This window comes from Amycolatopsis pretoriensis, assembly GCF_900107925.1.
Lineage (GTDB): Bacteria > Actinomycetota > Actinomycetes > Mycobacteriales > Pseudonocardiaceae > Amycolatopsis > Amycolatopsis pretoriensis.
On the sequence record NZ_FNUJ01000014.1, the window covers coordinates 35,286 to 55,453 of the forward strand.

The following is a 20,168-nucleotide window of genomic DNA, read 5'->3' on the forward strand; positions in this document are numbered from 1 at the left end:
CTCCCGAGACAGGAAGGACGGACGCGATGCGCATCGCGATCTTCGGCGCCGGCGGCCCGACCGGACGCCTCCTCATCGACCAGGCACTCACCGCGGGCCACCGGGTCACGGCGATCACCCGCCATCCCGCCTCGATGCCGTCGCGCGACGGGCTCCGCACCATCGGCGCCGACGTGTTCGACCCGGAAGCGGTCGAGAAGGCAGTGACCGGGCAGGACGCGGTGTTATCGGCCTTGGGCGTACCCGCCGGGAAAGCGCCGATCACGACGTACTCCCACGGCACGGCCCACATCATCACCGCGATGCGCCGCCACGGCGTGCGCAGGCTCATCGTGGTGAGTTCGAGCGGAGTCGCCCCGCGCCGGTATTCCGACGGCGGGTTCCTGTTCAACCGGGTACTGGTGCCGTACGTGACGCGCGTCCTCGGCAAGACGTTGTACGACGACATGAGGCGGATGGAAGCCCTCGTCCGCGCCAGCGACCTCGAATGGACGATCGTGCGTCCGAGCGGGCTGTACGACTTGCCGGCCGCGACGAGCTACACACTCACCGAAGCTCAAGCCGACGGGAGGTTCACCGCCCGCGCCGACCTCGCCGCGAGCATGCTGGACCTGATGACAGGCAAACGGTTCGCAGGTGCCACAGTCGGTGTCGTCACGACAGTCGGCAATCCCACCGTGCTCGGGTGGCTCCGCGACAACGCACGGACTTCGAAGCCGCCGCACCAGGCTTGATTCGCGAGTCGGGTCGGACCTACTCTTCAGCGTCGATGCTTGCCGAGGAGGACCGATGCGTGGCGTCAACCGTGGTCACCTGGTGATCATCTCCTGTGCACTGTCCGCCGGTCTGCTGGCCGCGGCGAGCCCGGCAGCGGCGGCGGCGCCCGACGAACCGCGGTACTCCGCCGGTGCGCCGGGCGCCGGAGATCCCTATTTCCCCGACATGGGCAACGGCGGCTACGACGTCGGCCACTACGACATCCGGCTGGAGTTCCACCCCGGCACCGGGGCGATCGACGCGACCACGACGATCCTCGCCACGGCCACCCAGGATCTGTCCCGGTTCGACCTGGACTTCCAGGGACCGCTGAAGATCAGCGATCTCTCGGTGAACGGCCGCCACGCCGCCTACACCCGAAGCGGCGCCCAGGAGCTGGTGATCACCCCGCCGCACGGGCTGCGGAAAGGCAGCCCGTTCGTCGTCTCGGTGACCTACTCCGGCGTCCCGCGGAAGATCGACGACCCCGCGCTGGGTGTCTCCGGCTGGGTCGCCACGAAGGACGGCGCGGTCGCGCTCAACCAGCCGATCGGCGCCGCGACCTACTACCCGGTGAACGACACCACCGACGACAAAGCGACCTACACGCAGACCGTCACCGTCCCGGCCGGACTCACCGTGCTGGCCAACGGCGAACCCGGGCCCACGACCACGCGCGATCACCGGACCACCTTCCGCTGGTCCATGAACCGGCCGATGGCCAGCGAACTGGCCATGCTCGCGATCGGCGATTACGACGTCACCCGCGGCGTGACGCCCGGCGGACTGCCGGACATCACCGCGATCGGCAAGTCCATCGACACGAAACCCGGTCAGGGCAAGGTGTTCAACCAGACCACGGCGCAAATCATCCAGTGGGAATCCTCGCTGTACGGGTCGTACCCGTTCGACTCGACCGGCGGCATCATCGCCGACGTCGGCGTCGACTACGCCCTCGAGACGCAGAGCCGGCCGGTCTACGACCAGAGCACCAGCGACGTCGACGGCGACCTGCTCGCCCACGAACTCGGCCACCAGTGGTTCGGCGACAGCCTCACTCCCGTGCACTGGTCGGACATCTGGCTCAACGAAGGCTTCGCGACCTACTCGGAATGGCTCTACCAGGAGAAGTTCGACAACGTTCCCGTGCAACAGACCTTCGCGAAGACGTACGCCGACGAGAAGGACTGGAGCGGAAAGGTCGCCGATCCCGGCCGTGACCACATCTTCGACGACCTGGTGTACAACCGCGGCGCGATGGCCCTGCAGGCGCTGCGCATGAAGATCGGCGACCGCGCGTTCTTCCGGGTCCTGACGCAGTGGCCGGCGACCCACCGGTACGGCAACGTCTCGACGCGCCAGTTCATCCAGTTCGTCGAGCAGCTGACCGGCCGCGACCTGGACTCGTTCTTCCGCACCTGGCTGTACCAGCCGGGCAAGCCGGCGCTCTGAACTTGCGCACGTGGCTCGACGAGGTTCCCTCCCTCGCCGCGCGGCTCGCTTCGCAGTGGGGTCTCGCACTCGGCGAACCGTTCGCCAGTGGCGCGTCCTCGATCAGCGACTGTCCGAACCGGACGCTGAACACCCAAGCCCGGCCGGTGTTGCCGCACGGCGATCCAAGCCGTGCGTGCTTCGACGCCGCCGGTCGTCGCCTCACAGCGACCGGCGCAGCCCGTCCAGCACCAGGGTGATGACGCCGTCGGCCTCGGCTCGCCAGTCGGGACGGTCGTGCGCCGCGCCGATGCCGTGCAGTGCCACCAAGACCGCGCCGGCGCTCACGTCGTCGCGGATCGAGCCCTCCGCCACCGCGGCCGCCACCAAGTCGCTGACGGCCTGCTCCAATTCCCGGCTGCCCTCGGCCAACGTCCCCGCCCCGGTCGCCATGAGCGTGGCCAGCGTCCGGGCCAGGCCCCGGTAGGTGTCGATGTAGGCGACCATGCCCCGCAGGAAACTCGCCAAGGCATCCCCCGCCGGCAGCGTGGCCCGCAACTGGCGAGCGCGGTCGCACAACGTCGCGACTTCCTCGCGGTAGACAGCCTCGGCCAGCGCCTCCCGCGTCGGGAAGTGGCGGTACAGGGTGCCCGTGCCCACTCCGGCCAAGCGGGCGAAGTCGTCGAAGCGCAGCTCGAAGAACGTTCCGTCGTCGAAGACTTCGCGCGCCTTGGCCAGCACCGCGTCGCGGTTGCGCCGCGCGTCGGCCCGCAGCGGCTTGCCTTCCGTTGACAACCCGCGTCCACCTCCCTACGTTGATAAGTGGAGATGACCTCCAATTTCATCATACCCGACGAGGTGCACGTGAAGATCCTCATGTTCGGCCGGGGCGTGATCGCCACGGTGTACGGCTGGGCCCTGGAACGGGCCGGACATGACGTCGAGTTCTACGTTCGGCCGGGCCGCGCGTCGGCTTACGGGGAGACAGTGGACCTCGACCTGTTCGACGCGCGCCAGCGGGTGTGGGGGCAGCGCGTCGTCGAGACGTGGCCGGTGCGCTACCGCGAGCAGCTGGCGCCCGACCACGACTTCGACCTGATCGTGCTGAGCGTTTCGCACCACCGCCTCACGGAAGCGGCCGCTTTCCTGGCACCGCGCGTCGGCGACGCCACGGTGCTGGTGTTCGGCAACATCTGGGCCGAGCCCCTGGCCGCGATCGGCGCGCTTCCGGTCGATCGGGTCGCGTGGGGTTTCCCGCAGGGCGGCGGTGGCTTCGGCGAAGACGGCGTGCTCCGCGGGTCGCTGCTGCCCACGGTCGTCTTCGGAACTTTGGACCGGCCCCCGACCGAACGCGAGCTGGCCGCGCGGCGGGCGTTTCGCGAGGCCGGGCTCCGGGTGCGGGAGAAACGCGATTTCCGCGGCTGGCTGTGGCTCCACTTCGTGGCGGACGCCGGCCTGCATTCGCAGGGCCTGCGCCGGGGAACGCTGTCCGAACTGGCAGGGGCGACGGCCGATCTGCGCGAGGCGCTGCTGACCTCCCGCGAGCTGCTACCGGTGCTCGAGGCGCGCGGCGTCGACCTGCGCCGCCACCGGATCGGCACGCTGGGTTTCCGGGCACCGACGTGGCTGACCGCCCGCGCGTTCGCGTGGCTGACCGCTCACGTCCCGATGGCACGCAGGGGTCTCGAGTCCCACGACGACCCCGCGGCCGAGGAGCCGAGGGAGGTCTGCCGCGACACCCTGGCCGAAGCCCGGCGGCTGGGCATCGCGGTACCCCGGCTGGAAGCGGCGGAACCGAGCTTCGCCGGGCAGGGAAACACCTGAGCACCGACGCTCGGCGGCAACGCGTTCGGTTGAAACTTCTGGCGAATGTCGGACGCTAGGGCGCGGTCGGCCGGGAAGTCGTCCCGGGGTCTCGTCCGAACGTCGTCCGGTAGTCCCGTGGCCGCCGGCCGGTCAGCCGGGTGAAGACCGCGCTGAAGGCGCCGGGGTCGCGGTAGCCGACCTCCACCGCGATGCTCGCGACTGTTCGTCCGGTGGTCTCGAGCAGGTGCTTCGCCCGGCGCACCCGCGCCTTCTGCAGGTACGCGAGCGGCGTCTGGCCGGTCTCGCCGCGAAACCGCCGCAGCAGCGTCCGCGTGCTGACGTGGAACGTCCCGGCGAGCAGCCCGAGGTCGTAACGCTCGCCCATGTTCTGGTCCAGCCAGCGCCGGATGCCCTGGGAGAACTCCCGGCCGGTGGCCGGCAGCAGTTCCGCGTCGACGTACGGCGCCTGGCTCGGCCGGGCGTCGTCGAGGAGTGCGACCCGCGCGGTGGCGCGAGCCACCCGGCTGCCGCTGTGTTCCCGGACGAGGCCGAGGGCGAAGTCGTACATCGCGCTGAACGCGCCCGTCGTGGTCACCCCGCTGTCGGTGACCACGAGCTTCTCCGGCCGGACGTCCGTGCCCGGGCAGCGGTCGGCCAACCGGTCGGCGAACAACCAGGCGGTCGTCGACTGCCGCCCGTCCAGCAGGCCGGCGTCGGCCAGCAGGAACGCGCCGACGCAGATCGACACCAGCGCGACCCCCGATCCCGAACCGGACCTGATGGTCTCGATTTCCGGCCGGAGCGACGCGAGCTTCGCATCGAGGTCCAGCCCGGGGAACAGCTCGAACCCCGGGACGACGAGAACATCCACGGGCCGCACCGGGACGACGGTGACCACCGCGCCGCCCGCAGCCACCACGCGCCGGCGCGAAGACAAGATCGAGACCTCGTAGGACGGATCCCCGCCCGCGGAGATGTGCGAGGCCATCGTGAGGAGGTCGGGAACCCCGAACACCTCCGACGCGAAACAGCCGGGATAGGCGAGCACTCCGACACGCAGCGGGGGCACCATGGTGGCGAGATTACCCGGGTACGTGGCGATCTCGCCCATGGTCAGGACCGGGCGCCGCGCCGGACGATGCCGCAATGGCGATCACCGGACCGCAGGCGGACGACGACATGCTCGCGGACTTCTCGAAACGGCTTGTCGACACCGGGGGTGTCGGCAAGACCGTCTACGTCGGCGGGTCCGGGCCGGCCGTCGTGCTGATGCCGGAGATGCCCGGCATCAGCCCCGACGTCCTGCGCTTCGCGCGCTGGATACGCGACGCGGGGTTCACGGTCTACCTCCCGTCGCTCTTCGGCGTCGACGGCACCTTCCCCACCACCGAGGAGGGGCGGGAAATCGTCCGCCGCGCCTGCGTCAGCGCCGAGTTCCGGGCCTTCGCCGGCGGCGGTACGAGCCCCGTCGTGACCTGGCTGCGAGGCCTGGCGAGGACGGCGCTGGCCGAGTGCGGCGGACCGGGCGTCGGGGCGATCGGGCTCTGCTTCACCGGCAACTTCGCGCTCACCATGACCCTCGAACCAGCCGTCATCGCGCCCGTCGTCAACCATCCCTCACTGCCGCTGGACGACCCCGGCGGACTGGAAATCAGCGCCGAGGACGCGGCGAAGGTCCGCGAGCGCATCGAGCGCGACGGGCTGAAAGTGCTCGCCTACCGCTTCGACGACGACCGCTGGTGCACCGGCCGGCGGTTCGCCGCCTACCGAGCGCTCCTGGGCGACGCGTTCGACGGCCGCGTCATCCCGGGCGAGACGGCCAACCCCGCCCCTCCCCCGTTCTTCCGCGATGTCGTCGCCTGCCCGCACAGCGTCGTCACGGCCCACCTCGTCGATCAGCGGGGACATCCCACCACGCGCGCCAGGGACGAGATCCTGGCCTTCCTCACCGAGCGGCTCGGCCGCGACGAGCCAGGCCCGGGATGACCGCCCCTACCGCGCGGAACCCAGGCGTACGCGGGCCTTGAAGGCGACCTTGGCCGCGTCGACTTCCGTGGCGAGGACGAGCGCTTCCCACCAAAGCCGGCAGGCCCGCGGATGATCGCCGGTGGCCTGGGCGACGTCGCCCAGGCCCAGCGTGGCGTCGGCGACGCCGCTGAAATCGCTCAGCTCGGTACTGCGCGCCAGGGCGCACTCGAAGTCGGCCGCCGCGGCGGTCAGGCGTCCGGCCAACCGCTTCGCGTCGGCCAAGCCGAGCAGCGCTCTCGCCAGGCCGAGAGGTTCCTCGCGTTTTTCTTGCACGCGAAGGACTTGCTCGAACAAGGCGACGGCCTCGACCGGATCGCCGATCTCCTTCTCGATCTGGCCCAGCTGCCACCACGCCTCGGCTTGTTTGTCGGCGGGCAACCGGTGCTCGCGCAGGAGCAGGTCGAGCCGGCGTCGCGCGCCGTCGAAGTCGCCGAGGTTCTGCTGCACTTCGGCGAGCCGGATCGCCAGCGACTGCTCTCCTCGCAGGTCACCGACGTGGACGAGGTTCAACTGGGCGCGTGCGATCAGCTCGAACGCGGACCGGTGGTGGCCCCGGGCGTGCTCGACCTCGCCGAGGGCGGCCAGGGTGTTCGCGTGGTCCCGCACCGCGACGGGATGACCTTCTCGCGTCCGCGGGTGGTCGGCGAGCAGCGACGACGCCCGGCGCAGGTGGTCCTCGGCCGCGTCGAGGTCGTCGACGAGGAACGCGAGGCTTCCGAGACCGCGCCAGGCCAGCGCGATCCCCATGGTGTCGTCCGCCCGGCGGCTGATCTTCCTGGCCCGCTGGTATTCCCGGCGCGCGGTGGCGTAGTCGCCCCTTCTCGCGGCCAGCTCCGCACATCCGCGAACCGCGAGCGCGCGCCCGTCTTCGAAGCCGATGGCGGCGGAGGACCGCTCGGCCGACAGGTAGCAACGCTCGGCGTCGGCGGCCATCCCGAGGTCTCGCAGCTGCGCGGCCAGCATCGACGCGCCGAAGAACGGCCGGTCCCCGAGGGCTTCGACGAACGCCATGAGGTTCTCGCGCTCCCGGAGCACCCAGGCGTCGCCCGTGTCCACATCGGGGATCGGGACGAGCGGCAGGTCGCCGTCGGGTGCGGTGAAGGTCCCGCCGAGCTGCCGGCCGCCGTACCGCCACAGTTCGACGCGTTGGAGGGTGGCCCAGTAGGCCCGGTGGAGGTGCTTGAGCACGTGCTCGCGGTCGTATCCGGTGCCGTCTTCGGGGAGCAGCCTGCCCGACGCGCGGACCAGGTCGTGGAGGCGGAACCGGTGGGTGTCCGAGTGCGGGCGCAGCAGGTTGCGGTCGGCGAGGGCGAGCAGACGCCGGCGTGCGTCGGCGATCGTGCGGTCGGAGACCCGGACCGGGTGGTCGTGGTCCGTCGGCACGATGAGCATCGCGGCCAGGACGGGCTCGGTGACCTCGGGACCGGGGTGCCAGGCGCACAGCCGGAACGCCGTCATGAGGCTCTTCGGCAGGCACCGGTACGAAAGGCGCAGCGAGGCGTGCACCGCGATGTGCAGCGAACCGTCGTCCTCGGCCAGGTCGTCCAGGAAGGCGCGTTCGCGCCGCAGGTCCTCGGCCAGCTCGCCCGGACGGTACCCCGGCCGGTGGACGAGCATGGACCCGGCGATGACGATCGCGAGCGGCAGCCTGCCGCATTGGTGGACCACCTCGGCGACTTCGGTTTCGGCCCGGTCTGCCGGCAGATCCGCGATCGACCGCAGCAGTCCTTCCGCCGCCTCGGCCGTGAGCTCTTCCAGCTTCCGAGGAGTGCAGGCCCGCAGCCCGATCAACGCGGTTCGGCTGGTGACCAGCACGAGGCAGTCCCGGGCGTCGGGCAGCAACGGCGTCACCTGGTCCTGGTCACGGGCGTTGTCGAGGACGACCAGCATCCGCCGCCCGGCGCACGCATCGCGCCACAGGGCGCGCAGGAAGGACTCGGCCTGCTGCGTCTCGTCGGGCACGACACCGCACTGCGCCAGCAGCAGGCGCAACGCCTGCGCCGGCGGGATCGGCTCCATGTCCGGCCGGTATCCGGCGAGGTCCAGGAACAGCACGCCGTCCGGGAAACCGCCCGCGATCCGGTGGCCGATCTGCACGACCAGCTCGGTCTTGCCGACCCCGGCCATGCCGTCGAACACGTGGACACCCAGGGGGACACCGGCCGATCGCCGCTGCTCCACCAGGTCCACGACCGCGTCGGCGACGTCGTCGCGGCCGGTGAAGTGGCTGGAGGGAAGGGGCAACGCGTTCTCGCCTGCCGGCCGCTTCCGCGCGTCGAGGATCTGCCCGACGAACTGTTTGACCTTTCCGTACACCAGCGAATCGCGGTCGGCCGGCTTGCAGATCCCGATGTGATCGGCGTCGACCGGGATGGGCCGGACGTGCGGGAGCCCGGGATTGGCCGAGGCCGCGTCGACCACCTGCACGCCCTTCGTCGGGCGCGCCTCGAAGAAGACCAGGTTGCCGACCTCGGCGGAGACCGCCCAGTCGCGGTAGGAGTCGTTGAGGTGCCGCAGGTGAGCGGCGTTGTGTCTGAGGTCCTTCACGGCGGCGGTCGCCCGGTAGAGGGCGCCCAGCCGCTCGACGAAGCCGGTCAAGGCCGAACCGGTGTGCGGTGTTCCCAGGAAGACGACGCCTTTGGCGGCCTTCGCGAAGACGGCGTATTCGGTCTGCCCCTGGGCGGCGTGCAGGAGGATTTCCTTGGCCAGCAAGCCGCCCATGCTGTGGGTGACGAAGCACAACGGCCGCTGCCCGATCCCGCGAAGCTGCAACGCGGCCATCAAGTTGACGGCGCGGTCCTGCATCGGCATCGCGGAGCCCCGCCACTGCGTCGACCAGGCGTCGAAGCCCACCGACCACACTGCGACGCCGTCGAAATCGTCGGACAGCCATCGAGGCCAGAAGGTGCCCGCGTCTCCGCCGGTCCACGTACCCCGCGCGTCCCCGTCGAGGCCGTGCAGGAAAACGACATCCAGCAGGCGCGGCTCGGCCACCCCACCCACGGCGACGACATCGGTCAAGCGACGACCCCCTCCAGCCGGCGTCAGACCGGACAACGTCCCGCCCGGGCGGGGGGTTCCCGCCGGTGTGTAGCGAATCGGCCGCCGCCCGCGATCTGTTAGAGCAATACACGAACGTCGTCGTCGGGTGGGAGTCGATTTTGGCTGGTCGAATTGGTCGCATGGGGTGGCTGGTCGCCGGCGGAATCGTGACGTGGGCGGTGATCCGCTTCGGGTTGTTGAACTGGCTCGGAGACACGCAGCACCCCTGGCGCCCCATCGTCGAAGGAGCGAGCTGGGTCGCCGGAATCGGCGCGCTGGCCATCGCCGTCCTGGCACAGCCGTTGCAGTCACGGCGGACGCAACGCGAACCCGACTTCTCACATCGCGGTTTTCAGGCTCGGTTCAAGGGAGCGAAGGTGTCGAAGAACGGTCCTTTCCTTTTGGTCAACAGAGCGTGCGGCTTCGCTCTCGACACCCCCATCGGCACCGAGCCCGGCGGGGACGTGACCGTGTGGACACCGCATGGCCAGCGGCATCAACTCTGGCGGTTGGAGGCGGGCGGCAAAAAGGACGAGGTGCTGATCGTGTCCATGGCCAACGGTCTGGTCCTCGACGCCACCTTCGAAGTTTCCGGCGACGTTCATCCGGTGACGTCGGAGAACACCGGGGAACCGCGGCAGCGTTGGCGTTTGGAAGACAGCCCGGACGGCAACGGGTACCTGATCCAGTCCGTGCACAGCTGTCGTTACCTCACGATCGGTCACGACGCCGCGCGAGGGTGGGGGCCGTGGTTCGAAGACCGCCATTCGCGCAGCTCACAACAATGGATGCTGTTGCTGCCCCAAGGCCGCATGGCGGAAGTCGGTTGAGTCAACGGCTCAACGCGGCCGCGGGCTGCTCCAGTGGCCGGCACCTATTCGGTTCGGCGGTGCCGCGTTCCGTGCGAAGATGCCGATCATGGGCTCGGACTGGTCGTGGACGTTGGCACTGCCCGGCGGAACGGTGACCCCCACGACGATCGAACTGCTGCTGGCCGTGGCCGGCGGGTTCGGGCTGTCGCCGCACCGGCCGGACGGCGGGATCAACGGATTCGACAACACGCCGGGCCGCGAAGGCGAACACCGGGTGCTCGACCGCGGGCAGCTGGTGCAGGCCCTTGCCGAAGGGTCGTGGTCGACCAATCTGTGGACCAGGGCCGAAGACGACATCCGGCTGTCCACCAAACCCGGCAGCGGAAACGGCTGGGACTCCCTGGACCTGTCGTTGGACGCGTGCTACTGCCGGCGGACTCCCGACGCCCGGGCCGAACCGTTCCGGCAGCTGCACCGGCTGCTGACCGAACTGTGGATCACGATCGCGGACGAGACCGGCGCGCTGTTCGGCCGCGTCGAGGACGAATGGTCGCTGGAGCAGATCTGGAACGAGCTACCCGATCCGCTCGCGGGCAACACCCCGCCGGCTTGGGGTGCCTGGCCGGACTGGCTGAGCTGGTGGACCTACTTCGACGCCGACCACCACCGGTTGCTCGCGCCCGTCACCGCGGGTCTGGACGCCGACGTCCGCCGATCTCCCGGTGGCGCAACGGTGATCGCGTTGCTGACCGACCCGGCGGCGGTCGACGAGGTGAGGTTCGCCCGGCTGAACCAGGAATACCGACGGGCCATCGCAGCCGATCTTCGACGCGGCTAGGCGGGTGCAGAGCGGGACGCGTGCCACGACGCCAAGAGCCCCAGCCGGTCCGCGTCGGGGCTGCCCGGCTCGGCGGTGAACACCAGCATGACCGGTCCGGGGTCGCCGGGTAGCGGGTAGGTGTCCCAGTCCAGGCGGATGTCGCCCACCGCGGGCACCCGGAAGGTCTTGGTGCCGCGCACCGACTCGCGGACGTCGTGGCGGACCCACAACCGGCGGAACTCCGCGCTGCGGATGCTCAGCTCGCCGACGATCGCGGTCGCGCGGGGATGGGTGGGATCGGTGGCGACGGCGGCACGCATCATGCCGATGTAGTCCAGCGCCTGCTTCTCCCAGTCCGGGCAGCTCCGCTGCGCGGTCAGCACATCGTCGAACAGCAGCAGGAGCATGTTGAGCCGGTCCGGCGGGTAGGTGTCCGGGTCGCCGAGCAGCGCCTCGGCCATCGGGTTCCAGTCGAGCAGGTCGAGGTGCCGGCCGAGGACGACCGCCGGGGTGTCGATCACCCGCAGCAGCCGGCGGGTGCGCTCCGGCACGCGCTCCGGCTCGCGGGTCACCGGGGCGGGCGCCGGACGGCGGGCGGCGTGGCCCAGGGCGAACAGGTGCCGGCGTTCCTCGTCGCCGAGGCCGAGCGCGCCGGCGAGCGCCGCCAGGACGTCGTCGGACGGGCGGACGTCGCGGCCCTGCTCGATCCGCTGGTAGTAGTCGGTGCTCAGCCCGGCCAGCAGCGCGATCTCTTCCCGCCGCAGCCCGGTGACCTTGCGCCTGCCGCCCGGCTCCAGGCCGACGTCGTGGGGACGCAACCGGGTGCGCCGGGCACGCACGAACTCCCCGAGTTCGCGAGCGAAGGGATGCGGACTGCTCATGCCCCCAGTGTGGCCGCTTCGCGTGGGCCCAGGGTAGGTCGCGCAGACCCAGGCAACCGAGACCGACCGAGTCCGCCCGGACCGCTCCTAACGTCGTCGGCACAGCGACCCCGACCTCCTCCAGGAGCAGCAGATGACCGGATGGACCGCCGACCGCATCCCCGACCAGCACGGCCGCGTCGCCGTCGTGACCGGCGCGAACTCGGGCCTCGGCCTGGTCACCGCCGCGGAACTGGCTCGCCACGGCGCCCACGTCGTCCTCGCCGTCCGCGACCCGGCCGCCGGCGAGCGGGCCGCCCGCCGGATCGACGGCGACACCGAGGTGCGCGAGCTGGACCTGGCCTCCCTCGGCTCGGTCCGCGCCTTCGCCGCCAAGCTGGCCGTCGACCACCCGGCGCTGGACCTGCTGGTCAACAACGCCGGGGTGGTCCTGCTCGGCCCGCGCCGCACCTCGGCCGACGGTTTCGAGCTGCAGCTGGCCACCAACATGCTGGGCCACTTCGCCCTGACCGGCCTGCTGCTGGACAACCTGGCCGCGGCGCGGGAAGCGCGGGTGGTCAACCTCAGCTCCATCACCCACAAGACGGCCGACCTGGACTTCGACGACCTGATGTTCGAACGCGGCTACCGGGCCACCACCGCGTACGGCCGATCGAAGCTCGCCACGACGATCTTCGGTCTCGAGCTGGACCGCCGTCTGCGCACCGCGGGACTGCCGATCACGAGCGTGCTGGCCCACCCCGGTCTCACCCGCACCAACCTGACCCCGCGCGCGTGGGAACACCGTGGCCGGTTCGGGCGGGTGATCGCACGGCTCGGTCTGCTGGCGACCCAATCGGTGGAACGGGGCGCGCTGCCGCAGTTGTACGCCGCCACCGCGGCCGGGGTGCGGAGCGGCGGGTTCTTCGGACCGGCCGGCCTCGCGGAGACCCGCGGCCGCGTCACGGAGGCTCGGCTCAGCCCGAAAGCGGCCGACCCGTCCCTCGGCCGGCGGCTTTGGGCGGCGGCCCAGGGACTGACCGGGGTCAGTTACCTCTCTGAACCCGGCGACGGCGTCGCTCCGAAAGGACTTTCATGCCGATGAGCGGGCGACGCCGCGCCGCAGGATCATGCGCTCGGTGCAATCGGTTGGTTCCTGCTCATTACCGGAGGCGGCGTGGGAAGTGGGATCTTGGCGGGCTGACCGCTCGATGATCGCGAAGCCGTCGTCGCGCTTGCCCACCCGGTCCCCGCCACGCCGGGGTCGAGGTCCGGTCCCCATTGGGCGGCGCCGGCTCGAGGGCGGCTTGGCAAGTCCCGCCGGAGGCCGCTACCGGATCAGCGGCCTCCGGCGTTCAGCTCGCGTGCAGTGCGACCTCACCCGGACATCGGTGTCGCTCAACTGACCAGGACACAGCTCGCCCGGTTGCTCCAAGAGCCGAGGTCGGCACTGTTGTCGATCCAGCCCGTCTGCACACCCTGGCTCGGACAGTTGTACGAGTCGTAGAAGCGGACGTCGCACAAGTGGTAGGTGTGTACCGACATGGTTTCGTTGTCCCATCCGTCGTAGAGACGGAGGTCGTAGAGACCTTCGTTGTCGGTGTAGCCGGACGTGCAGGATTGGAAGCCGTAGAAGGTGATGCATCGTCCGACGTAACCGGTGAAGTAGTACAGGGTGAAGTGGGTCACCGAGCCCGCGCCGGCTGTCTCGCACGTGGTGGTGGCCGGCGCCGACTCGGTGGTAACGGCCGCGGCACCGACGGCCGGCGCGGCGCCGCGTGTGTCGGACGTCTGTGCCTGCGCGGGTGCGGACATGGTCACGGCGATCGTCATCAATCCCAGTGCGACCAGCAGGCTTCGGATGTAGTTCACGGTCCCTCCTCGGTGATCTGCGGCGATGAGCCCGACGGCCCTTGGATGCCACTGTCAGGTCCGATCGTGTGAATTGCTTGCAGAGTTCCTGCACAGTGCTGGTCAAGGCGCTATGCCTGGTGTCGGTCGTGCCGGTGGACCAACCGGCCGAACCTGCGTTGCTCTGGGGAGGGGTGAGGTGGGTGTTGCGCCTGCTGGGAGAGGTGAGCGCGGACGGCGACAGCGGAGGCTTGGACCTGGGGGCGGCCAAGCAGCGGTGTGTTCTCGCCGCCCTCGCCGTGGACGCGAACCGGCCGGTACCGCTGGATCGCCTCGCCGTCCGGGTATGGGGCGCCGATCTGCCGGTCCGAGCGCGGGCCACCGTGCACAGTTACATCTCCCGACTGCGGCGGGTCCTCGCGGCCGCCGATGGATTGACCATCGCACGGCGAGCCGGCGGCTACGTTCTGGAAACGCGCTCGGCCGGAGACGTAGACCTGCGACTCTTCCGAGACCTCGTCGCCCAAGCCCGCGCCGAGCCCGACGATGTCGAGTCCGCCCGGCAGCTGACCGAGGCACTGGCGCTCTGGCGTGGTGACGCGCTGTCCGGTCTGCCCGGCGAATGGGCGGAATCCGAGCGGGAACGGCTAGGACGCGAACGGCTGACCGCCGAACACGACCTGACCGATATCCGGCTGCGTTCGGGCCACGGCCCGGACCTCGTGCCGGACCTGGCCTCGCGGACTGCCGAACATCCGCTGGACGAGCGGGTCGCCGGTCAATACCTGCTCGCCCTGAGCCAGGCCGGCCGAGGCGCGGAAGCGCTCGAGCACTACGGTCGCGTCCGCGCACGGCTGGTCGACGAGCTCGGCACCGAGCCGGGCGACGCCCTGCAAGAGATCCACCGGCAGTTGCTCGCGGACCCGGTGCCGCCAACGCCTACCGGGTCGGCTGCGGTGCCTCGTCAACTACCCGCCGCGCCGGCGTCTTTCGTCGGCCGCGACAGCGAACTCGCCCAGCTCGACGCCACCGCCGGCGTCTGGTGTGTCGCCGGTGCCGGCGGGATCGGCAAGACCTGGCTCGCGCTGCGCTGGGCCGCCCAGCACGCCGACCGGTTTCCCGACGGGCAATTGTTCGTAGACCTGCGGGGGTTCGCGGCCGACGACCAGCCCATGGACTCGGCCGAGGCCATCCGCGACTTCCTCGAAGCACTCGGCGTCGAGCCCCGCCGCGTGCCGGTCGCCCTGCACAGCCGGGCAGCGCTGTTCCGCAGCCTGGTCGCCGGAAAACGGATGTTGCTCGTGCTGGACAACGCGGTCGACACCGACCATGTCGCACCGCTGCTCCCCGGCGGCGGTACGTGCACCGTCCTGGTCACCAGCCGCAACCGGCTGCCGGGATTGGTCGCGAGGCACGCCGCCCGGCACCTGTCGCTGGACGTGCTGTCCGCCGCCGAAGCACGTGCTTTGCTCACCGCCCGGCTCGGCCCAGCCCGGGTGGTTGCCGAGGCACCGGCGGTGGCCCGGATGGTCGCCCTGTGCGGCGGGTTGCCGCTGGCTCTGAGCTTGGTCGCGGCCAACGCCAGCATCCGCCCCGAGCTCTCGCTGGACGTCCTGGCCGACGAGCTGGACGAACGCGGACCGGCCGCGCTCGCCGACGACGACCCCGGCGCGAGCCTGCCGGCCGTGCTTTCGTGGTCGTACCGCTCCTTCACGCAGGCGGACGTCACGGCGTTCGCGTTGCTCGGAATCGCGCCCGGGCCCGACTTGGGCGTGCCGGCCGTCACTCATCTCATCGGGTTTCCCGTCGACGCGGTGCTGGCGCGGCTGACCAGGGCGTCGCTGGTCGTCGAGCACGCTCCGCGGCGGTACCGGATGCACGACGTCGTCCGCCGGCACGCCGCCGACCTCGCGCGCGAGCTGCCGGACCAAGTCCGTGACACCGCCCTCCGTCGACTCGTGGACTTCTACCTGCACACAGCTCGCAAGGCCGACCTGCAGCTCAATCCGCTTCGTCCGGGCATCGCGTTCGACCCGGTCGAGGTCGACGTGCCGATCTTGCCTGATGCACTGGCCTGGTTCGACGCCGAACACGCGAACTTGATGGCCGCGCAGCGTGCGGCAGCACAGCGTGGGTGGCACCGGGCAACGTGGCAGTTCGCGTGGGTGCTGACGGCGTATCAGCAGCGTCGCGGACACGTCCACGAGCGGCTGGCGGCGTGGCTGACGGGGCTGGCCGCCGCCGAGCACCTGGACGATCCGGAGATTGCCGGCCGTACCCACCGGCTGCTCGGGCGCGCGTATACGAACCTCCAGCGCCACGACGAAGCCGTCGACCACCTGAATCGGGCGGCCGACCTGGCAGAACAACACGGCGACCGCACGAACCAGGCCCGCGCGCACTACGAACTGGCCCGGGTCTGGGAACAGTTGCAAGGCGACGCGAAGGCGTTGACCCATGCGAAACACGCGCTGCGACTGCACCGCGCTGTCGGTGACACCGTGTGGGTAGCGCGTTCCCTGAACCAGGTCGGCTGGTACAGCGCCCGCCTCGGTGACCACGAGACAGCCCGCGCGCACTGCGAGGCGGCGTTGGCCCTGCACCGGGCCAACGCCGACCCCGAAGCCGAGGCCCACACCCTGGACAGCCTCGGCTACATCGCCCACCAAGCCGGCCAACCCCGGACCGCCGCCGAGCACTACGAAGAAGCGCTGCATCTGTTCCGCCGCCTGGGCGAGACGTACCAGGAGGCAAGCACCCTGGAGTCCCTCGGTCACTCGTACCTCGCCACGGGCCAGGTCGCCGAGGCCCGGATTGCGTGGCAAGAGGCGTTGGCCCGGTACGAACTACAGGGCCGTCACGACGAGGAGAAGCGGATTCGCGAGCGGTTGGCCGCCCAAAAGGACGTTTCGTAACTGGCGTCAGGAATAGTCGGACGTGCACACAGCCGGGATGTATCCCGACCATCCGGGCTTCGCGACGTTTTGGACGAGGACCCATGCATGCGATCCCGTCACTCCACACGCGTTGGCCAGGCCGCTGGTGACTCCCTTGCGGCACGGGAGCAACCCGGTGCCCTTCACGATGAAGACGATCGTACTGCCCGCGTCCGCGTCCGGCCGGCTGCGAGCCCCGATCTCGCCGCCCAAAGTGTCCACGTAGATCCAGGATCCCGAGCACGTCCCCGGGCCGGCGGCCGGCCGCGCCGTTGTCCCGGGGGTCTGGGTGACCGTCATCGTCGGGACGCCGGACACTGGTGCGGCGTCGGCGGGCGCGAGGACGCCCGTAGTGATCGTGGCAGCGGCAACGGCGGCAACGGCGCTGATCTTGCTGATGCGCATGAGTTCCTCCCGCGGCCTGTGACGGCGCTTCCGTCATGACCGGCGACCATCGTGCGGCGTTGCCCTTGTGAACTACATCCGAACTTCTGCAGTGCCCGTCGTCGCTCTGGCCGCCATTTTCGTCGGCGACGTCCGTTAACCCGCTCAACGGCGCTACGCCCGCGGCGCGGCGCATAGCCGGCAAAGTCTTCGAGACCGCCGTGGGCGACTACCCGTCACTGGTGTCAGGGGCCGTGTCAGTGCAGTGGCCGTCCGGTGTCAGGACCGGACGCCATCGTGGTTCTCGTGATCAGGTCATCGATCACAGCCACCGGATGCGTCACCACCCGCGGGGACGCCTGACTCTTCGGAGAGCACGATGCAGAAGTTCGACACCCCCGCCGAGACCCGCCCCGAGCTGCAGCAAGCCGTCCAGGCGTTCGTCGACGCCGGGTTCGCCGGCGCGCAGGTTCACGTGCACGACCAGCACGGCGACTGGACCGGGACCGCCGGGGTCAGCGAGCTGGGCGGAAGCGCCGAGCCGCCCGCCGACGGGCGGGCCTGGGCCGGCAGCGTCGCCAAGACCTTCACCGCGACCCTGGTACTGCAACTGGTGGCCGAGGGCAAGATCGGGCTGGACGACCCGGTCGCCGGGCACCTGCCCGAACTCGGCCTGGACGACCGGATCACGGTGCGCATGCTGCTGCAGCACACCAGCGGGCTGTACAACTACACCGGCGAACTCGACACCGACGGAGCGTTCAAGATGGGACTCCCCTCCCACGGCAAAGCGTGGGTGGACAACCGGTTCCACACGTACCGTCCCGAGGAGCTCGTGCGGTTCGCGTTGTCCCAGCCGGCGCGGTTCGAGCCGGGGACCGACCAGAGCTACGCCAACACCAACTACACGGTGGCCATGCTGCTGATCGAGAGGGTCACCGGCCTCTCCTACGCCGAGCAGGCGCAGCGGCGGATCCTCGGGCCGCTGGGCTTGGCCGACACCATCGTGTCGGCCACCTCGTCGCAGCTGCCCGGCCCGCACGCCCACGGCTACTACCGCTACGAGGACGCCGGCGAGTGGAAGGTGGTCGACGTCAGCCGCCAGAACCCGTCCCTGCTCGCCGGCGCCGGCGACCTCATCTCGACGGCCGAGGACCTCGGCACCTTCATCGCCGCGCTGCTGGGTGGCCGGCTCCTGCCCGCCGCCCTGCTGGACGAAATGCGCACGCCGCACGGCAAGCTCGGGCTCGGCTTGGGACTCTGGGTGCAGGAACTGGGCCCCGACGCCGGCACCATCGTCCACCACAACGGTGGCGCCCCGGGAGGCTACGGCGCGCTGATGATCAGCACGCCCGACGGCAGCAAGACGTTGACCGCCACGCTGACCACCGGCGACGTCGACCCGGCAGGAGTGTTCCCCTCGGCGTTGGGCGGGCTCATCACGGCGGTGTTCTCCACCGAGCGGGCCCAGCTCGCCGACTGAACACCTCGAACCGGACGCTGCCATGGCCGGAGCCGACCATCCGCAAGTCGGTTCCGCTACTGCCTCGCGAGTGCCCAGGGCATGAGTTTCCCGGCGAGCGCCCGGCTGAACGACCAGCCGGCTCGCTCACCAACGAACCTTCAGAAAACCGGGATAGTCCGGGAAAAGCCGCTTCATGGCCGTCGAAATGCAGCGCATCACCTTGTCCCCGGCGCCTTCCGCGGCGTCGACGAAGTCCTTGACGTTGTGTTCGGATCCGCTCAGCCGGATTCCCCCGTCGGTCAGGCAGGTGGCGGTCGCCGACCGGAGTACCGGTGCCATCACCTGTTCGCGGGATTCCACGTATGCCGGCTCTATCTGCGAGACGAAGCCGCTGTCGCACTCGTCGACCTTCTTGTTCCACGCATCCGGATCACCCGACGGGTGCAGGTCGTACAGCAGTGTGAGCCCGTCTATCGGGCTGAGCACGGGATCCGTCACCGCGTACCCGGCGTTCCGCATGCACGACACGAAGCCGTCGATCGAGGTGCGGTACTCGGTTTCGGTCACCACGCCGTCGTTCAGGGCCCATGCCTGGGCTGCCGGATACGACTGCGGGGCGGCGCCCTGGTGCTCATCGATCAGCTGTAGGTGACGTTGCAGTCGAGGCAGCCCCAGTGCATGCCGGAGCCGAACCCCGCCGAGTCGGTCCGCTCGGTGTACGCGCTGTCCCGGGTACCGTTCACCCGCGGCCAGGTGTAGCCGTCGCTCGCGCGCAGACCGGCGCCCAACGTGCCCGAGCAGTTGCCGCTGACCCGCGTGGTCTGCGCCCACGCCGTCATGTTGGAGTACCGGCCGCTGGCGACGTGGTTCACTCCGCAGCTGCGCGAGACATCGCGGTTGTTCCCGATCGCCTGTGCGGCTTGCGCCGGTACCAGGGCGGTCGCTGCGACCAGCGCGCTCGCCACCGCGGCGACGCGGAGAGCCGATCTCGTCGGTTCCATCTTCGCCAGCATCGACTGATCCTTTCCGAGCAGTGCCAGCCAGTGACACTTCTTCGACGACGCTTGGAATCTCACCGGTAAACACCCCGCCAGGCGATGCCTTTTCCGTGGGAGGCAAACACACCACTTAGTACGGCGTTCGCATCCGACCGCACAGAAGAGCGGTTCCGAGCGGGGTGATGGCGTGCAGCACGCTCGTGCCCCGGCGCGTGCTGGTGATCAGACCGGCATCCCGCAACACGGCCGTCTGCTTGCTCACCGTGCCCGCGGAAGTACCCAGCTGTTCGGCGATTTCACTGGTGCTGCGCGGCGTCAGCGACAGCCGCAGACATTCCGCGCAAGTACAGCCGAGCAGCGTCATCACCGCGTCGGACAGCTTCACGCCCACCTTTTCCGAGGTGGTCACTCTCCTCGCCTGGTACACCAGCACGGGCGGCAGTCCTGGATCGATCCACGTCACCGGGCTGCACCAGCAGAAGTAGGACGGCAGCAGAACCAGTCCCCGGCCCGCCAGGTGCACCGTCCGCGTTTCGGGATACCGCACCCGGAGCACCCCTCCGTCCCAGCCGAGCACCCCGGGGATGCGCCGCAGCACCCCACCCAGCCCGTGGTCCGCCAGAACTCCGGCCTGCCGCTCCCGTTCCGCCGCGACCACCTCCTGCACCTCGACCCAGTACGGCGCGAGGAGCAGGTCGTGTGCGGCGCGGACCGCGCGCAACATCACCTTGACGGCATCGCGGTCGCCGGCTGCCAGCGTTCGCACCCAGAGCTGCGGCGAGCGCTTGCGGAACGCCGCGATGACGTCCGCGGTGACGCGTTCCTGCGAGGTGTGCGTCAACGCTTCACAGCCGGCGTCGAAATCGGTGACCAGCCCAGCGGGCGTCAGTTCCCACATCGGATCCGCAGCGCCGGCCAGCCGAACGCGCTGCAAATCCTGCGCATTGAACACCATGCACAACATGACATCCCCCACCCC

19 protein-coding genes are annotated in these 20,168 nt (G+C 70.1%); 9 read left to right on the forward strand and 10 right to left on the reverse strand.

Features of this window, described 5'->3' with window-relative positions; genetic code table 11:
* The first annotated feature begins 26 nt into the window (after positions 1–26).
* Together BLV96_RS43730 and BLV96_RS43735 are read left to right on the forward strand one after the other, a co-directional pair.
* Positions 27–734 carry an NAD(P)-dependent oxidoreductase gene (locus tag BLV96_RS43730; protein WP_086677188.1) on the forward strand — a complete coding sequence of 236 codons (708 nt, stop codon included), beginning with the start codon at positions 27–29 and terminating at the stop codon, positions 732–734.
* A gap of 55 nt (positions 735–789) precedes the next feature.
* The gene (locus BLV96_RS43735) at positions 790–2,208 is read left to right on the forward strand and encodes a M1 family metallopeptidase (protein ID WP_244180929.1); all 1,419 of its coding nucleotides are present in this window, start codon (positions 790–792) and stop codon (positions 2,206–2,208) included.
* Positions 2,209–2,409: 201 nt separating this feature from the next.
* Here BLV96_RS43735 and BLV96_RS43740 read toward each other — a convergent pair whose 3' ends face one another.
* The gene (locus tag BLV96_RS43740; RefSeq protein WP_086677189.1) at positions 2,410–2,982 is read right to left on the reverse strand and encodes a TetR/AcrR family transcriptional regulator; all 573 of its coding nucleotides are present in this window, start codon (positions 2,980–2,982) and stop codon (positions 2,410–2,412) included.
* 69 nt (positions 2,983–3,051) lie between these two features.
* On the opposite strand from BLV96_RS43740, the gene BLV96_RS43745 reads away from it, so the two are divergent.
* On the forward strand, positions 3,052–4,011 hold the full coding sequence (locus tag BLV96_RS43745) for a ketopantoate reductase family protein (protein ID WP_086677208.1): 960 nt from the start codon (positions 3,052–3,054) through the stop codon (positions 4,009–4,011).
* A gap of 55 nt (positions 4,012–4,066) precedes the next feature.
* Here the strand turns inward: BLV96_RS43745 and BLV96_RS43750 are convergent, their stop codons facing one another.
* A complete protein-coding gene (locus tag BLV96_RS43750; RefSeq protein WP_244180930.1) occupies positions 4,067–5,104 on the reverse strand; it encodes a GlxA family transcriptional regulator in 1,038 nt (345 codons plus the stop codon).
* Between the two features lie 35 nt (positions 5,105–5,139).
* Between BLV96_RS43750 and BLV96_RS43755 the strand changes: the two genes are divergently transcribed.
* Positions 5,140–5,979: a dienelactone hydrolase family protein gene (locus BLV96_RS43755; protein ID WP_086677190.1), complete on the forward strand. Its 840-nt coding sequence runs from the start codon at positions 5,140–5,142 to the stop codon at positions 5,977–5,979.
* A 6-nt stretch (positions 5,980–5,985) separates the two neighbouring features.
* Here the strand turns inward: BLV96_RS43755 and BLV96_RS43760 are convergent, their stop codons facing one another.
* The gene (locus BLV96_RS43760) at positions 5,986–9,042 is read right to left on the reverse strand and encodes a tetratricopeptide repeat protein (RefSeq protein WP_086677191.1); all 3,057 of its coding nucleotides are present in this window, start codon (positions 9,040–9,042) and stop codon (positions 5,986–5,988) included.
* 65 nt (positions 9,043–9,107) lie between these two features.
* Here BLV96_RS43760 and BLV96_RS43765 point away from each other — a divergent pair, with 65 nt between their 5' ends.
* Both BLV96_RS43765 and BLV96_RS43770 read left to right on the forward strand, forming a co-directional pair.
* A complete protein-coding gene (locus BLV96_RS43765) occupies positions 9,108–9,893 on the forward strand; it encodes an RICIN domain-containing protein (RefSeq protein ID WP_143051119.1) in 786 nt (261 codons plus the stop codon).
* 79 nt (positions 9,894–9,972) lie between these two features.
* Entirely contained in the window at positions 9,973–10,713 is a 741-nt protein-coding gene (locus tag BLV96_RS43770; protein ID WP_244180931.1) for a hypothetical protein, read from the forward strand.
* Here BLV96_RS43770 and BLV96_RS43775 read toward each other — a convergent pair.
* On the reverse strand, positions 10,710–11,576 hold the full coding sequence (locus tag BLV96_RS43775) for a helix-turn-helix transcriptional regulator (protein ID WP_086677193.1): 867 nt from the start codon (positions 11,574–11,576) through the stop codon (positions 10,710–10,712). The genes BLV96_RS43770 and BLV96_RS43775 overlap by 4 nt on opposite strands.
* Before the next feature lie 133 nt (positions 11,577–11,709).
* Here BLV96_RS43775 and BLV96_RS43780 point away from each other — a divergent pair, with 133 nt between their 5' ends.
* The gene (locus BLV96_RS43780; protein ID WP_086677194.1) at positions 11,710–12,660 is read left to right on the forward strand and encodes an oxidoreductase; all 951 of its coding nucleotides are present in this window, start codon (positions 11,710–11,712) and stop codon (positions 12,658–12,660) included.
* Here the strand turns inward: BLV96_RS43780 and BLV96_RS50135 are convergent.
* Together BLV96_RS50135 and BLV96_RS43785 are read right to left on the reverse strand one after the other, a co-directional pair.
* The gene (locus BLV96_RS50135) at positions 12,649–12,798 is read right to left on the reverse strand and encodes a hypothetical protein (RefSeq protein WP_158104154.1); all 150 of its coding nucleotides are present in this window, start codon (positions 12,796–12,798) and stop codon (positions 12,649–12,651) included. The two genes, BLV96_RS43780 and BLV96_RS50135, sit on opposite strands and share 12 nt — an antisense overlap.
* Before the next feature lie 155 nt (positions 12,799–12,953).
* Positions 12,954–13,427: a hypothetical protein gene (locus tag BLV96_RS43785; protein WP_086677195.1), complete on the reverse strand. Its 474-nt coding sequence runs from the start codon at positions 13,425–13,427 to the stop codon at positions 12,954–12,956.
* Between the two features lie 95 nt (positions 13,428–13,522).
* On the opposite strand from BLV96_RS43785, the gene BLV96_RS43790 reads away from it, so the two are divergent.
* Positions 13,523–16,321: an AfsR/SARP family transcriptional regulator gene (locus tag BLV96_RS43790; protein ID WP_244180932.1), complete on the forward strand. Its 2,799-nt coding sequence runs from the start codon at positions 13,523–13,525 to the stop codon at positions 16,319–16,321.
* Between the two features lie 6 nt (positions 16,322–16,327).
* Here the strand turns inward: BLV96_RS43790 and BLV96_RS43795 are convergent, their stop codons facing one another.
* Positions 16,328–16,747 carry a hypothetical protein gene (locus tag BLV96_RS43795; RefSeq protein ID WP_086677197.1) on the reverse strand — a complete coding sequence of 140 codons (420 nt, stop codon included), beginning with the start codon at positions 16,745–16,747 and terminating at the stop codon, positions 16,328–16,330.
* Between the two features lie 358 nt (positions 16,748–17,105).
* Here BLV96_RS43795 and BLV96_RS43800 point away from each other — a divergent pair, with 358 nt between their 5' ends.
* The gene (locus BLV96_RS43800; protein ID WP_086677198.1) at positions 17,106–18,209 is read left to right on the forward strand and encodes a serine hydrolase domain-containing protein; all 1,104 of its coding nucleotides are present in this window, start codon (positions 17,106–17,108) and stop codon (positions 18,207–18,209) included.
* 126 nt (positions 18,210–18,335) lie between these two features.
* Here the strand turns inward: BLV96_RS43800 and BLV96_RS43805 are convergent, their stop codons facing one another.
* The 3 genes from BLV96_RS43805 to BLV96_RS43815 all read right to left on the reverse strand — a co-directional run bounded on the left by BLV96_RS43805 (position 18,336) and on the right by BLV96_RS43815 (position 20,144).
* The gene (locus BLV96_RS43805) at positions 18,336–18,758 is read right to left on the reverse strand and encodes a hypothetical protein (protein ID WP_086677199.1); all 423 of its coding nucleotides are present in this window, start codon (positions 18,756–18,758) and stop codon (positions 18,336–18,338) included.
* 71 nt (positions 18,759–18,829) lie between these two features.
* Complete coding sequence (locus BLV96_RS43810) at positions 18,830–19,204, reverse strand: hypothetical protein (RefSeq protein ID WP_086677200.1); 375 nt, start codon at positions 19,202–19,204, stop codon at positions 18,830–18,832.
* A gap of 115 nt (positions 19,205–19,319) precedes the next feature.
* A complete protein-coding gene (locus BLV96_RS43815) occupies positions 19,320–20,144 on the reverse strand; it encodes an ArsR/SmtB family transcription factor (protein ID WP_086677201.1) in 825 nt (274 codons plus the stop codon).
* Positions 20,145–20,168: the final 24 nt, after the last annotated feature.

Coding starts and splice junctions, on each gene's coding strand:
- BLV96_RS43780 (WP_086677194.1), top strand. CDS start 11,710: ATGACCGGATGGACCGCCGACCGCATCCCCGACCAGCACGGCCGCGTC.
- BLV96_RS43810 (WP_086677200.1), bottom strand. CDS start 19,204: ATGCTGGCGAAGATGGAACCGACGAGATCGGCTCTCCGCGTCGCCGCG.
- BLV96_RS43800 (WP_086677198.1), top strand. CDS start 17,106: ATGCAGAAGTTCGACACCCCCGCCGAGACCCGCCCCGAGCTGCAGCAA.
- BLV96_RS43815 (WP_086677201.1), bottom strand. CDS start 20,144: ATGGTGTTCAATGCGCAGGATTTGCAGCGCGTTCGGCTGGCCGGCGCT.
- BLV96_RS43795 (WP_086677197.1), bottom strand. CDS start 16,747: ATGCGCATCAGCAAGATCAGCGCCGTTGCCGCCGTTGCCGCTGCCACG.
- BLV96_RS43755 (WP_086677190.1), top strand. CDS start 5,140: ATGGCGATCACCGGACCGCAGGCGGACGACGACATGCTCGCGGACTTC.
- BLV96_RS43735 (WP_244180929.1), top strand. CDS start 790: ATGCGTGGCGTCAACCGTGGTCACCTGGTGATCATCTCCTGTGCACTG.
- BLV96_RS43730 (WP_086677188.1), top strand. CDS start 27: ATGCGCATCGCGATCTTCGGCGCCGGCGGCCCGACCGGACGCCTCCTC.
- BLV96_RS43750 (WP_244180930.1), bottom strand. CDS start 5,104: ATGGGCGAGATCGCCACGTACCCGGGTAATCTCGCCACCATGGTGCCC.
- BLV96_RS43775 (WP_086677193.1), bottom strand. CDS start 11,576: ATGAGCAGTCCGCATCCCTTCGCTCGCGAACTCGGGGAGTTCGTGCGT.
- BLV96_RS43770 (WP_244180931.1), top strand. CDS start 9,973: ATGCCGATCATGGGCTCGGACTGGTCGTGGACGTTGGCACTGCCCGGC.